The organism is Paraglaciecola psychrophila 170, from assembly GCF_000347635.1.
In the GTDB taxonomy this organism is placed as follows: domain Bacteria; phylum Pseudomonadota; class Gammaproteobacteria; order Enterobacterales; family Alteromonadaceae; genus Paraglaciecola; species Paraglaciecola psychrophila.
Genome location: NC_020514.1, coordinates 2464211 through 2478152, shown reverse-complemented (window position 1 = coordinate 2478152; position 13942 = coordinate 2464211). Strand labels below are relative to the sequence as shown.

The window sequence follows — 13942 nt, the reverse complement described above, 5'->3', positions numbered from 1 at the left end:
CCTAAACCAATTCTGTGGCAAGTTCAGTGCTTTTTACTTCACTGCTTTGTGATTGACTGTTTTGTGCTTTATTAAAGTGTTCTTTTTCTGATTCTGTTGCAGGACGAATTTGTTCACGCTCTTCAACAAATACAATGTTCAAATCAGATTTATCACTGTTTACGAACTGACGGAAACGTTTACGAGATTGTTCACTTTCAATCGCTGTTTTCCACTCACACTGATAGGTGTCGACTACATTTTGCATTTGTGCTTCAAGCTCTTCGCATATGCCTAATGAGTCTTTAATTACGACTTGTTGTAAATACTCAAGGCCACCCTCTAGGTTTTCCAACCATACCGATGTGCGTTGCAAACGATCGCCTGTTCTAACGTAAAACATCAGTACTCGGTCAATGTATTTAACTAAGGTTGCAGTGTCTAAGTCGGTAGCAAACAAATCGCCATGGCGCGGTTTCATGCCACCGTTTCCACACACATATAGGTTCCAGCCGTTTTCAGTGGCGATGATGCCTATGTCTTTGCTTTGGGCTTCGGCACATTCACGGGTACAACCCGACACACCAAATTTTATTTTATGGGGTGCCCGTAATCCTTTGTAACGATTTTCTAACTCGATGGCTTGGCCTACTGAATCTTGCACACCGAAACGACACCAAGTGCTGCCTACACAAGACTTCACTGTTCTTAAAGACTTGGCATAGGCATGGCCTGTTTCAAAACCGGCTTCGATAAGGGTTTGCCAAATAGCGGGAAGTTGATCAACACGGGCGCCAAATAAATCGATGCGTTGGCCACCAGTGATTTTGGTATACAACTTATAATCTTTAGCGACTTGACCTAACACTATGAGTTTTTCTGGGGTGATTTCGCCGCCTGCTATTCGGGGCACCACTGAATACGTGCCGTCTTTTTGCATATTACCCAGGTAAGTGTCGTTGGTGTCTTGCAGACTGACATGGTCTGGTTTGAGTACAAAATCATTCCATATAGAAGCTAAAATCGACGCAGTCACTGGCTTACATATTTCACAACCTAAACCTTTACCGTGTTTTTCTACCAGCTCATCAAAGGTTTTTATGCCGCCGACTTTAACTAGGTGAAACATTTCTTGGCGTGAATACGCGAAGTGTTCACAAATATCTTTTTTCACTTCTACGCCGCGTTTGGTGAGTTCGCTATCCACTACAGTTTTAAGTAATGCCGTGCAACCGCCACAACCTGTGCTGGCTTTAGTGCAGGATTTAATATCCGCTAAATTACAACTGCCCGAATTAAAGGCTTCAATGATGTCGCCTTTGGATACGTTATGACATGAACAAATGGTTGCTGTGTCTGGTAATGCATCAACACCCAGTGCTGGGGCAGCGCCAGCTGCCGCGGGTAAAATCAAGCTTTCTGGATGTTCTGGTAATTCGATATCGTTTAACGCATATTGCAGCAAAGTGTCGTAATCACTGGTATCACCAATCAGCACAGCACCTAATAGTTTTTTCTGTTGTGCATCCACCACAATTTTTTTGTAAACTTCTAGAGGCTGATTTTCATAGGTGTAACATAAGGCTCCATCTGTTTTAGCATGCGCATCACCGATTGAACCTACTTCAACACCCATTAATTTTAATTTGGTGCTCATATCAGCACCTTGGAACGTCACGTCGCCACCAATAATATGGCTGGCTGCCGCTCTGGCCATAGTGTAACCAGGAGCCACTAAACCAAAGATAAAGTTATTCCATAAGGCACACTCACCAATAGCGTAGATATCAGCGTCACTGGTTAGGCATTGATCGTTCACCACTATGCCGCCGCGCTCACCGATGACGATATCGAATTCACGGGCTAATGCATCTTGTGGGCGAATACCTGCAGAGAATAAAATCATGTCGGTTTCTAATACTTCACCATCAGCAAAACACATTTTATAGCGACAGGTGTCTCCGACTTCAATGCTTTGTGTGGCTTTTTGAGTATGCACTTTTACGCCTAGCGCTTCGATTTTACTGCGTAGTACTCGGCCACCACCGTTGTCTACCTGTACCGCCATTAACTGCGGAGCAAATTCAACTACGTGAGTTTGTAAGCCTGCTTCTTTTAAGGCATTAGCCGCCTCTAAACCTAATAGACCGCCGCCTACAACCACTCCCACTTTACTGACGGCAGATGAAGCACTGATATTTTCTAAATCTTCAATGGTACGATAAACCAAACAGTGAGGTTGGTCGTTGCCCGGGATCGGCGGTACAAAAGGATAAGATCCAGTGGACAACACGAGCTTGTCATATACAAACACCTCGCCCGCTTCGGTAGTGACCGATTTAGCCAACTTATTGATGCTGACTACCTTGGCATTTAAAGCAAACTTAATATTGTGCTGTTGATAATACTCTGGTGTGGTTAAGGCCAATTCTTCAGCCGTTTTACCAGAAAAATACTCAGATAAATGTACACGGTCGTAGGCAAGTCTTGGCTCTGCCGATAACACCACAACATCTAGCTGTGTGTTGTTGTCTGCATTATTTTCTTGTATCAATTGGTCGACAAAATGATGTCCCACCATGCCATTACCTACTACTACTATTCGCATGTTATTCCCGTTATCTACATTGATTAAGTCTGACATGTGTCACCTCTGTATTTTTTATATTTCTTGAACGCAAAAAAAAACCCACCATTCCAGTTCAGAAATAGGTGGGCTTCTTTGCCAAGTCACCTTAAATACGTTGTTGTATACAAGATGAGAAATAGTTTTAACAACAATTCACATTGCGTTATAAATTAATTAATACAGGAATGATGCCAAATATTAATATCATATAATTCATGCGGTTAGCTAACCGAGGTAGGTGTAAAATCAGAAAACCTGCCCTTAATCAATGCAGCAGCACCAATATGGAGCATTAAAAAACAACTCAGGAATGTTGCGTTAAGGTATACCACGAGGCTATTCTTGCAGCTAGTTTTATCCATAGATATACATAGGAAGTAATAACATATGACTTTGATTAAAGTGCTCACCCTGAGCACCAGCCTATTATTGTCCCTCAGCCTTCAAGCTGCAGCAGTGTGGAAACTGTCTAACGAGCAACACAGCCTTTATATTGGAGGCACCATTCATGTACTTACACCTGAAGATTATCCTTTGGCAAAAGAATACGACTTGGCATACCAAGCAGCGGATAAAGTCATTTTTGAAACCGACATGGAGGCGGTTAGCTCCCCAGAGTTTGGTCAAAAAATGATGGATCAAATGATGTACAGCGACGGCACGACCATTAATAACGTATTACAACCAGACACCTATAAATCTCTAGCAATTCATTTATCATCTCGACAAATACCGATGCAAGCATTTGCATCACACAAGCCGAGTTTGTTAGCGATTTCACTGACATTTATTGAACTTCAGGCTATGGGTTACACCAGTGAAGGTGTGGATATGTTTTTCGCTAATATGGCTAAAGACCAAGAAAAAGAGCAAGGCTGGTTAGAAACACCTGATGAACAATTGGCTTTCATGGCTAATTTAGGCGGTGACGATCCTAATACCATGATTGAATACACCCTAAAAGACATAAAAAAAATGCCAGAGATGTTTGCTAAATTACATTCGACTTGGCTTGCAGGTGATATGCAAGGTATGGCCGATGTAGGCATCACGCCCTTTAAAGCTGATTACCCTGATATCTATCAAGACTTATTGGTAACACGCAATAACAATTGGTTACCTAAGATTATTAGTATGTTGAATGACCAACCCGTTGAATTTATTTTGGTTGGCGCATTACATCTTGCAGGACCTGATAGTGTGTTAGCACAGCTCAAAGCTAAAGGTTATAAAATCGAAAAACTATAACTGATAATTAATAATCAGAAGACAGGCATAAACGCCCTGTCTTTTGAAATTCATACTCTCTTTATGGTTTTATCATCGTTGTTTATCGTTTTTTTTGCGATAATCATTCATTGATTTGTAAATACTGACAAAAATTAAACTTATGATCGAAACCTGCGATAGCCCCGGACTTTTACCCATACAATCCGCTATTTCCAATATGCTAAAACAAGTTACTCCCGTTTTAGAAAGTGAACAAATAGAACTAGAGGACGCACTTGCCAGAGTGTTAGCCGAGGATGTTGTATCCAATATTAATGTGCCACCGAATGATAATTCAGCTATGGACGGTTATGCCATGCGCTGTGAAGATCTTACTCAAAGCAAGCAACTGCAATTAGTAGGCACCGCTTTAGCTGGTAAACCATTTAAAGAAATGCTGTTGCCAGGGCAATGCATTAGGATCATGACCGGTGCTGTTATCCCATTAGGGGCTGACTCTGTGGTGATGCAAGAAAACACGGATACTGAAGATGGCTTAGTTATTTTTAGACAGATACCTGAATCGGGTAACAGCGTTCGAAAAGCGGGCGAAGATATTCAGCAAGGCAGCGTTGTGGTGACGAAAGGGACTAAACTGACTCCAGCCTTTCTAGCATTAATTGCTTCAGTGGGTATTGCTGAGATATCGGTCATTCGTAATATTAAGGTAGGCCTAATTGCCACCGGTGACGAGTTAACGCCTCCTGGTGAACCTCTTAGTGATGGTGCAATCTACGAAAGTAATCGTTATGCACTTACTGCATTACTCAAAACGTTTCCGGTTACTTTGTTTGATTTTGGCATTGTCAAAGATGATAAAGATGATCTCAAAGCAGTTTTTGAGCAAGCGGGTAGCCATTGTGATTTGGTGTTGTCTTGTGGAGGCGTATCGGTAGGTGATGCCGATTACGTAAAAGAGATATTAGATGAACTAGGCACTATCAATTTTTGGAAAGTGGCGATTAAACCTGGCAAACCTTTTGCCTTTGGCCATTTAAGAGGCCAACTAAATGGACAAATGGGTAACGCTTGGTTTTGCGGATTACCCGGTAACCCTGTTTCGTCTTATGTGACATTTGAGCAGCTGGTAACACCGGTATTAAAAAAATTAAGTGGTCAAACATATCTCCCTACTCCGCACTTTGTTGCCAAAGCAGCCTGTCTTATTAAGAAACGACCGGGACGAGCAGACTATCAAAGGGGCATATTCTACCGTGACGAACAGGGTGAGCTTTGGGTTAAACCCAACGGTAAACAAGGTTCAGGTATCATGAGCTCTATCGCCAATGCCAATTGTTATATGGTATTGGAGCAAGACGCAGAAGATGTACAGCAAGGTGAAGCGGTTAACATCCAACCTTTTTGAGTAGGCTACTGAGCGATTAGTGCTAAGAGATATCAGCTTAATAAAAGAATCTTTTATACCACCGAGGAAGAAGAGCGCTTACGCTACACAGAGAACATAAAAATTAAGGATAATTTTTCAAGGTAAAGCGTTTAATATCCAGCGGTTTGAGCTGGTTACTGAGCGATTAGTGCTAAGGTATAACGGCTTAATAAAAGAATTTTTGCACCACCGAGGAAGAAGAGCGCTTGCGCTACACAGAGAGCAGAGAGCATTAAGAATGATTGTTCAGGGTGAAGTTGTGAACATTCAGTCTTTTAAAAAACATCAGTGATGAATTAAAAGGTATTTCACCGCAGAAAATAACGAGTACAACGGATGAAAGACAAATAAATAAAGAATGCTTTTATTTTCCTTTAATCTTTCCTCTGTGTAGCGATAGCGCTCCTTTACCTCAGTGGTGAGTAATCTTTTAGTTTTAGTTTTAGTTTTAGTTTTAGTTTTAGTTTTCAATAACAATAAGAAGCAAGATTTGTGGCGTTTAAGAAAGAGTTAAAAACAATTTGTCATCTGGCGTGGCCTTTATTGGTTGCACAAATCACCCAAACTTTGATGGGGGTGTCGGATACTATTATGGCGGGTCGTTATTCGGCTACCGATATGGCAGCTGTAGCAATTGGATTTGGTTTTACCCTACCAATTATAGTATTTCTTCAAGGGATTACTCTAGCGCTACCCGCTATAATTTCTCGCTTTAATGGCTCAAAACAGATTGATAAAGTGGCTAATTATACCCAGCAAATGGTGTGGCTAGCTTTGGCTTTTTCTATATTGGCGGTGTTATTTGGATTTGTATTTGAACCTCTAATGCAATATATCCAAATGGAAGAGGATTTACGGCGTATTACCATCGACTACATTCACTATATCTTGTACTCGATGCCTGCCTTTGCCTTGTATCAAGTACTCAGAAACTATTGCGAAGGATTATCGATTACTAAGCCTAGCATGCTGATTATGGGTATCGGTTTATTGGTCAATATTCCGGCAAACTACGTGTTGATTTATGGAAAGTTTGGCCTACCAGAAATGGGAGGTGCCGGATGTGGTGTGGCAACAGCGTTAGTATTTGTGGCCATGTTTATCGCTACTTTGCTATATACACTCAAGTCCAAAAAACTGGCTAGATATGACTTATATACCAAGCTATATCAGCCACATTATCAAGACATGATGGAATGTATGAAGTTAGGTTTGCCCATTGCCATGACCATACTATTTGAAGTCACACTGTTTGCAGCGGTGGCCATATTACTTGCGCCTTTTGGTGCAATTGCGGTGGCATCTCATCAAGTGGCATTAAACTTTTCTGCATTGATGTTTATGATCCCACTGAGCATTGGTATGGCAACCAGTATTCGCATCGGGCACTTACTAGGTGAACAAAACCCTGCACAAGCAAAAATCGCCACAAAATGTGCATTCTTTTTAGGGATCAGCATTGCAATTTTCACCGCCTGCTTAACCGTTATAGGCCGAGAGTTTATCGCTAAGTTATACAGTATTGACCCACCTGTAATTGAGTTGGCATCAGGCCTTTTACTATTGGCCGCGATGTTTCAATTTTCAGACGCAATCCAGGTTATATCAGGGACTGCGCTGCGCGGTTATAAAGACACTACCGCTATGTTCTATTTAAGTTTTTTTCTTATTGGGTAGTCGGCATGACAATAGGCTGTGTGTTGGGGTTAACAGATTGGATAGTGCCACAAATGGCTGCTGCAGGTTTTTGGATAGGTTTTATATGTGGTTTAAGTACTGCGGCCGTCACTTTAGGGCTTCGACTAAAATACATTCAAAAAATACATATTCAACCAGCTAACGCTTAAAGAGGAAATCATATGCAGTTATTGGATATCGCATTTCGCCCTAAATCTAGAGCTGCAATGCAAAATAAAGTAGACACCATGGTAAGCAAAGTAGCCGGCGTAGATGGGGACTTTAGAGGTAAACCGGGCAAACGTCAGGTGACAGTAATGAGTATTGAACAATGGCAACTTGCTTGTGATGAATTGGGAACAATACTTCCATGGACAATCAGGCGAGCTAATTTATTAGTAGACGGCGTTAGTTTTGATGCAACGATGATCGGTCAGCAAATTAAGATTGGACAATGTATTTTATATATTACCGGGGAAACCGACCCTTGCCCAAAAATGGACGCCCAACATCAAGGCCTAACCCACGCCCTGACTCCTGATTGGCGCGGCGGTGTTTGCTGTCGCGTCATTTCAGATGGAAGGATAAAGGTCGGCGATAATGTGGTGATAATTTAACCAATAGCAATCCTAGGGTACTGGCTTGGTTTTAAAATCGATTAACGTGATCTCGGATTTGGGTTTATTATTACTGTAGTTCTTCACTTAATAGGTTGAAATTATTTATGAAAGCCTCTTATTTACTCATTGTTGTATCTGCTCTTGCCTTTTCACCACAAAGCCACGCCGAAGGTTGGCTCGATTCTATTAAAAGTATGTTTGGCATGGAAGCAAAAACAGAAACTGCAGCTATGCCCAATGTAACCGACATGATTAGTTCAGTCAGCGAATCTGTAGGCATCGATAAATCTCAAGCTGAAGGCAGCTTAGCTTCTATCTTTAATTATGCCAAAGAAAACATTTCTGCTGAACAATTTAGCGGTTTAAGTAACTCACTTCCAGGCCTTGATTCATTAATGGGTGCAGTGCCAAATATCAGAAAAATAACTTCTGAAGGTGGGTTAGCGGAATTAATGGACAAAGCAGCCAACTATAATGATTCCTTAAAAGCAGTAAACGAGCTGAAAAAACAGTTTGAAGCATTGGGTTTAAAGCCAGAAATGATCATGCAAGTGATCAATAGTGCCAAAGCTTATCTAGACACAGATGAAGGTCAGAAAATCAAACAACAATTAATGCAGGCTTTAAGCAATTTATCTGTTTAAGTAGTATCTTTAAAACAGATAAAATTTTGCCCTTTATTTGAGTTTTCATCTACCAAGAACCCCCTGTAAACCACATTTAAACGTGGGCTCTTAAAATTGTTTTATCTATTTATCTATCTATCTATTTATCTATTTATCTATATAACATTCAAAATAAGCGCTCTCACGTTAGTTAAAGGTGAAATTTGCCTATTTTATTTCCAGTTCTAAGTCTGCTTCAGTCCAATTAAATTTGATCTGTAAAACCCGACTCTTTTCATCCCAGTACCCAGCTTGGATGGCATCTACAAATGTTTGTTTATCATTCAAGACATTAATAGGTTTTCGATTGATTAAAATGACTTTAGCTGTCTTAGGCCAGTTGTGAAGCAACAAGGTTAACTCCCTGCTTTTTGGCATTGTTTGATATTGACCTTGACGCCTAAGGCCAATATTTAGTTGATTTTCTTGTTGTTGTGCCTTGAAAAGCAACGTTTCAAATGCATCGTTTTTTATAGCGTCGGGGTCAACCCCATCATCATCATACATAGTACCTGATGAGGACTTAATCGACGGGTCAGCGTAATAATGTAACTGCAACGTTTGCGTATTATAATCATCTGTAGATTGCACCGGTTCAACCATTGGGATAAACGAACCACCACGCACCATCACCGGTAATCTGTCGAGCTGAGTCGCAAGCTGAATAGTTTGATTACCTTGGTAGCGCTTATCAGTCCAATAGTCGAACCACACTCCCTGAGGTAAATCTATCGATATGTCTGTGAGGTTGGGTTCGGTAATGGGTTTTACTAAGAACGCATCTCCCCAAAAATAGCTGTCTTTGATATCAATTAAGTCATCGTTTGCTGGGTCTTCAAAAAAAACAGGCCGCATGAGTGGCATACCCGTGAGGCTATTTTCGTAAGCTAATGAATAATTATATGGCAGCATGGCATAACGTAACTTTACGTATTCGCGCAAAATATCTTTAGTCTGCTTATCATGGAAAATAGGCTCTGGAGCAATATTATCTTGGGCGTGGGGCCTGAATACCGGCTGAAAAACGCCGTATTGTAACCAGCGAATATACAATTCTTGATCAAACACGTCGCCACCAGCGAATCCACCCAAATCTGAATGGGTATAGCCTAATCCTAACAAGCCCATTTGTAATGACAGCTCAACCTGTGGCTTTAAACCACTCCAAGAGCGACTGACATCACCTGTCCATGGGATCATTCCATAACGCTGGGACCCCACAAAACCTGAGCGCATCATGATAAATGGACGTTGCTTGGGAGCAATATCACGTTGATTTTCGTATACACGTTTTGCCCACATATGCCCGTAGGCATTATGAATTTCGTCACCTGTCACTTGTAAGCCTTCGAAATTATGAATACTGTCAGCGGGATGCACTTCTGGCTCTCCTAAGTCGCCCCACCAGCCAGCCGCACCTTGTTTGAATAAGTCGCTGTATATATCGTTAAACCAGTCGCTGGCTTTATTATCAAATACATCGATAAGCCCTGTATTACCAAAATAGAAATCGAAACGTCTTGGCTCACCTGCATGATTTTTGGCTAACACGTGATTATCGACGGCTTCTTGCCACTTATCGGAGCTGGACAAAATAAAAGGCTCAGTGATCAATACCGTTTTAACACCTTTGGCTTTAAAGTCAGCCATCATCTTTTGCGGAGTAGGAAAGGTCTTTTTATCCCAGTCTAAGTTTCCCATAAATCCTTTGATGTCATTACCAAACCAATATAAATCTAATACCACAGCATCGAGTGGGAAGTCCTGATCAATAAATGCCTCGACGGTTTCCCGTGTTTGCTGTTCTGTTTTGTAACCAAACCGTGAAGCAAAATTACCTAGCGCCCATCGAGGTGGTAATGGTTGTTTACCTGTTATTTCCACAAAGTTGTGGATTATATTTGGGTAATCAGCACCTGCGATTACCACATAAGCAGTTCGTCCCCCCACAGCCTCAAATTGCATGATATCTGATACGGTATAGCCTAAATCCATATAACCACTAGCTGAATTATCAAAAATCAATGCGTACTGACGATTTGACATGACGGCAGACAAACCGAAGTACATCTGGTTGGATTGAGTGGTGTAACCGTAATCAGCCTTGTTATATAACGGGAATCGATGCCCTCGCCTATCCATACCAAGTACTCTTTGACCACCGCCAATTAACTTTTCATTCTGCTGCAGCTTAAAGCGAAAACCTCTTAGCGTATCTTGTAAAAACAAACCTACTTCTTCCTCGACAAGCAGTTTTTCACCTTGGTAATAGCTTATTTTCAGAGGTGACTTATTGATTATTGCTTTAAGATTTTCTGTACTGACTTCTAATGTACGGGGGGTGTTTTTGACATTTAATTCGACTGCGTATTGATTATCGACAAGTGCAAAAGAAGGTAATTGTTTGGTATTTTGGGGTTGATAAAACACTTCAAAGGCGCTGCCAGAATACGCTGTGATCGACACATCTCCTACATCGCTTAAAACCATCAGTTTATTACCTTCAACTCTATGACTTTGATACTCTGCAGCTTGTACTAATGAACTAAGAAGAACCAAAACAAACAGGCTAATTGGCTTAGCTGGTGTGAGTATTTTAAGTGATGTATGTGCTTTAAATGAGATAGGTGTTTGATGTGAAAAAGCGCTAAAAATCGTATATTTACTGAAAAACATATTAATTATCTTCTAGGTAAAAGTGGATAAGTGCCAAATGCATTTAAAACGCGGGCTCTTGTTGAAATAACCATTGAACCGCTTCGGTAAATTCTGTGCGCCATAGTTGCTCGTTGTGTTCACCATTAGGCACACGTTTAAACAAGGTATTTTGCTTAGGATGACCTTGTTGTCTGAGTTGTCGCTGCATTTGATTAGTGTCAGCAATCATGCCATCCCCTTCTTTGTCGCCATACATCACGTATAAACGCGCATCCAATGGGGCTTTTTTAAATTGTGTAAAAGAAAATACATCTTGCGAATACCAGTAAGCAGGCGAAAATACCCCCGCTTTGCTGAACACATCAGGATAAGCATGCACCCCATAGTGGGAAATCAATCCTCCCATAGAGCTTCCCATAATCGCAGTGTGTAAACGGTCTGATTGGGTGCGAAAATTGGTATCGATATAAGGCTTAACGATGTCTACAATGAAGTCCATATACTGTTTACCTTGAGCTTCACCAAAGCGTTTATTTTCCCATGGTGACAGCTCATTCATTCGAAAATCCCCACCATTATCAATACCTACAACAATCACTTCTAAGCCGTGTTTTTCAGCGAGTTGGTTAAGTGATTCGTCAACTTGCCATTCACCTGAAAATGCCGTCATGTCATCAAATAAATTTTGACCGTCGTGCATATAGATAACTGGGTAACGCTTAGCTGATGTTTGATAACTGGGAGGCAAATACAACCGAATGCTGCGCTGTCGGTCTAATTCAGGCATCAAGAATTGGTAAGGCAACACCAGCACATTGTCGGTCGCGGTGGAGGTTTTTATCGGCTCACTACAAGCAAATAGACACAACAAAAATATTACGAATACGCTTCGTATTATTAGCCTATTGCTCATAACTGGATCACCACCGATTGCATCGGCTCTAAACTTAATTCCATTACGCCTAATGCTTCTTCAACTATCAAGCTGTGCTCGGTTCCCGTTAATAAATCCACGCCTAAATACCCTCCTGATGTTAGTTTTAATGTCTCTAGTTGAACTGCAGTTAATACAACCGCTAAATTGATGGCCCGTAACTGATCAAAATGGCTGACGACTAAGACTCGCTGATTGTCTGTATAACGAACAAACGCCACTAACTTGTCTGCGCTTTCAGTTTCAATTTCAATCTCACTTCTAATCACAGATTTTATAACCTCACCTGTTTGTGGATCTGAAATTTGGTCGGCTTTGAAATTTAGAGGCATATAATCGCCTAGCATTGCCGGATGAAAAGCAGATATTTTCATCACATCAATATAAAAACTACGTAACGCTGTTTCAGAAGCACTTAACTGGCCGCCATCAAACTTACCGTTATTCATCCAACGTTGGTGCGCTGGTACGCCACCATAATCAAAAATACTGGTGCGAGATGGGTTACCAAAACCTAAGTCTTCGCTGCCGTCTTCCCCTACTTCTTGGCCGAAATACAGCAAAGTAGGCGATCGACTAATCAATGCAGACACCACTAATGCAGGTTTACCCATTTGTGCCCCGCCAACCTTGCCAGCAAAGTCGTCACTGGCAATACGTTGTTCGTCGTGGTTTTCTAAAAAGTGCAACATATGCTGCTCAATATCTTGATGATTAGCTTGAATTTGATGCAGGGTTTTACCTTTACCGTTACCTTGCATAATGACTTTTAAGGTGTCGTAGAATTCTACTTTGTCATATAAATAATCCATTTTACCCATTTGGATATAGCGACGGTACATATCAGGGTTGTACACCTCAGCTAATAAAAATGCCTGTGGGTTTTTGAGTTTGATAGAGGAATTGAGATAACTCCAAAATTCTACTGGTACCATTTCTGCCATATCATAGCGAAATCCATCAACCCCTTTGTCTAACCAGTACAGCGCGATATCACGGAATTTAACCCAAGAGTCTGGTACTGTTTTATCTGACCAAAACGCTGCATGTTGTTGAATACTGTGATGCAGATATTGCTCGGGTAAACGCACGAAATCGTAACTACCATCAGGCTTAACGCCATAATTTACTTTAACTGTTTCGTACCAATCGTAGAAATCAGGCTGGGCTTGACGGGAACCATTGCCGGTCCATTTGGCCGGTGACTCAGCAAACTGTGCATCTGACAAATAATACGCTTCACCACCCAAAGGTTGATATCCATCTAGAGGTAAAGGCACTTGAAAATCTGATCCGACGACGTAATAAAAATTATTATCTCTGTCGTATTCAACCGTTGTATCGTCTTGTTCACCAAAATCACTGATGCCCTCGGGTTTAGCCAAAGAGTGGTAATTACGCGCCACATGGTTAGGCACGATATCAATGATAACCTGCATGCCATTTTTATGGGTTCTAGCAATCAATGCTGTAAATTCTTGTAAACGCTTTGCGGGGTCGTCTGCCAGGTCGGGGTTAACCGAATAGTAGTCTTTTACTGCGTAGGGTGAGCCAGCACGACCTTTGACTACATCAGGATCATCATTGGTAATACCATAAGCCGAATAATCGGTGGTCACGTCATGATGTGGCACACCTGTATACCAAATATGAGTGGTGCCAAGTTCTTTAATGCCTTGCAATGCAGTATCAGTAAAGTCACTAAACTTACCTACACCATTATCATCAATAGTGCCCCAAGGCTTATTAGTCGTATTGGTATTTCCAAAAAGCCGAGTAAAGGCCTGGTAAACGACAGGTTTACCTTGTGGTTTTGTAGGCAATAAATGTTCAACCTTCATACTATCATGCTGCGTATGGCTGGAAATTGTGGATACTTTTTCTTTGGACACAGGTGAACACCCAATAGTTACAGCACAGGTAAAAACAAACAGAACAGCCTGCTTCCAGTTCGTTAATTTAGTTTCAAACATATAAAAAAACCTTTCAATAAAGCTAGCTAAATCATACCTCTAGCCGCCGTTATCTAATAGTATCTTACATACGTATTCACAACTTATTAGTATTCAAAAAGAGATAATCAGTTTTTAAATCAGATCGTTTGGCAAACATTAAGCTGTTATA

General features: G+C 41.1%; 8 protein-coding genes and 1 pseudogene. 5 read left to right on the top strand and 4 right to left on the bottom strand.

Features of this window, described 5'->3' with window-relative positions:
* Nucleotide 1 precedes the first annotated feature (1 nt).
* Nucleotides 2-2623 carry a nitrite reductase large subunit NirB gene (gene nirB, locus C427_RS10845; protein WP_007638088.1) on the bottom strand — a complete coding sequence of 874 codons (2622 nt, stop codon included), beginning with the start codon at nucleotides 2621-2623 and terminating at the stop codon, nucleotides 2-4.
* Between the two features lie 372 nt (nucleotides 2624-2995).
* Between nirB and C427_RS10840 the strand changes: the two genes are divergently transcribed.
* The 5 genes and pseudogenes from C427_RS10840 to C427_RS10820 all read left to right on the top strand — a co-directional run bounded on the left by C427_RS10840 (nucleotide 2996) and on the right by C427_RS10820 (nucleotide 8205).
* The gene (locus tag C427_RS10840; RefSeq protein WP_007638087.1) at nucleotides 2996-3856 is read left to right on the top strand and encodes a TraB/GumN family protein; all 861 of its coding nucleotides are present in this window, start codon (nucleotides 2996-2998) and stop codon (nucleotides 3854-3856) included.
* Nucleotides 3857-3998: 142 nt separating this feature from the next.
* Nucleotides 3999-5243: a molybdopterin molybdotransferase MoeA gene (gene moeA, locus C427_RS10835; RefSeq protein WP_007638086.1), complete on the top strand. Its 1245-nt coding sequence runs from the start codon at nucleotides 3999-4001 to the stop codon at nucleotides 5241-5243.
* 513 nt (nucleotides 5244-5756) lie between these two features.
* Nucleotides 5757-7111 (top strand): annotated as a pseudogene (locus tag C427_RS10830) (MATE family efflux transporter).
* A 12-nt stretch (nucleotides 7112-7123) separates the two neighbouring features.
* Nucleotides 7124-7558 (top strand): MOSC domain-containing protein, encoded by a 435-nt coding sequence (locus C427_RS10825; protein ID WP_007638084.1) that lies wholly within the window; start codon nucleotides 7124-7126, stop codon nucleotides 7556-7558.
* Nucleotides 7559-7665: 107 nt separating this feature from the next.
* Entirely contained in the window at nucleotides 7666-8205 is a 540-nt protein-coding gene (locus tag C427_RS10820) for a DUF2780 domain-containing protein (RefSeq protein ID WP_007638081.1), read from the top strand.
* A gap of 189 nt (nucleotides 8206-8394) precedes the next feature.
* Here C427_RS10820 and C427_RS10815 read toward each other — a convergent pair whose 3' ends face one another.
* From C427_RS10815 to C427_RS10805, 3 genes are read right to left on the bottom strand one after another with little or no spacing between them, the layout of a single operon-like run.
* Nucleotides 8395-10902 carry a glycoside hydrolase family 31 protein gene (locus C427_RS10815; RefSeq protein WP_007638080.1) on the bottom strand — a complete coding sequence of 836 codons (2508 nt, stop codon included), beginning with the start codon at nucleotides 10900-10902 and terminating at the stop codon, nucleotides 8395-8397.
* Nucleotides 10903-10945: 43 nt separating this feature from the next.
* Nucleotides 10946-11797, bottom strand: coding sequence for an alpha/beta hydrolase (locus C427_RS10810; RefSeq protein ID WP_007638079.1), 852 nt, complete (start codon nucleotides 11795-11797; stop codon nucleotides 10946-10948).
* A complete protein-coding gene (locus C427_RS10805) occupies nucleotides 11794-13791 on the bottom strand; it encodes an alpha-amylase family protein (RefSeq protein ID WP_007638077.1) in 1998 nt (665 codons plus the stop codon). The genes C427_RS10810 and C427_RS10805 overlap by 4 nt, the downstream gene beginning before the upstream one ends.
* Nucleotides 13792-13942: the final 151 nt, after the last annotated feature.

Excerpts from the sequence above, each read along its gene's own strand:
- nirB (WP_007638088.1), bottom strand. The coding sequence starts at position 2,623 with ATGTCAGACTTAATCAATGTAGATAACGGGAATAACATGCGAATAGTA.
- C427_RS10840 (WP_007638087.1), top strand. The coding sequence starts at position 2,996 with ATGACTTTGATTAAAGTGCTCACCCTGAGCACCAGCCTATTATTGTCC.
- moeA (WP_007638086.1), top strand. The coding sequence starts at position 3,999 with ATGATCGAAACCTGCGATAGCCCCGGACTTTTACCCATACAATCCGCT.
- C427_RS10825 (WP_007638084.1), top strand. The coding sequence starts at position 7,124 with ATGCAGTTATTGGATATCGCATTTCGCCCTAAATCTAGAGCTGCAATG.
- C427_RS10820 (WP_007638081.1), top strand. The coding sequence starts at position 7,666 with ATGAAAGCCTCTTATTTACTCATTGTTGTATCTGCTCTTGCCTTTTCA.
- C427_RS10815 (WP_007638080.1), bottom strand. The coding sequence starts at position 10,902 with ATGTTTTTCAGTAAATATACGATTTTTAGCGCTTTTTCACATCAAACA.
- C427_RS10810 (WP_007638079.1), bottom strand. The coding sequence starts at position 11,797 with ATGAGCAATAGGCTAATAATACGAAGCGTATTCGTAATATTTTTGTTG.
- C427_RS10805 (WP_007638077.1), bottom strand. The coding sequence starts at position 13,791 with ATGTTTGAAACTAAATTAACGAACTGGAAGCAGGCTGTTCTGTTTGTT.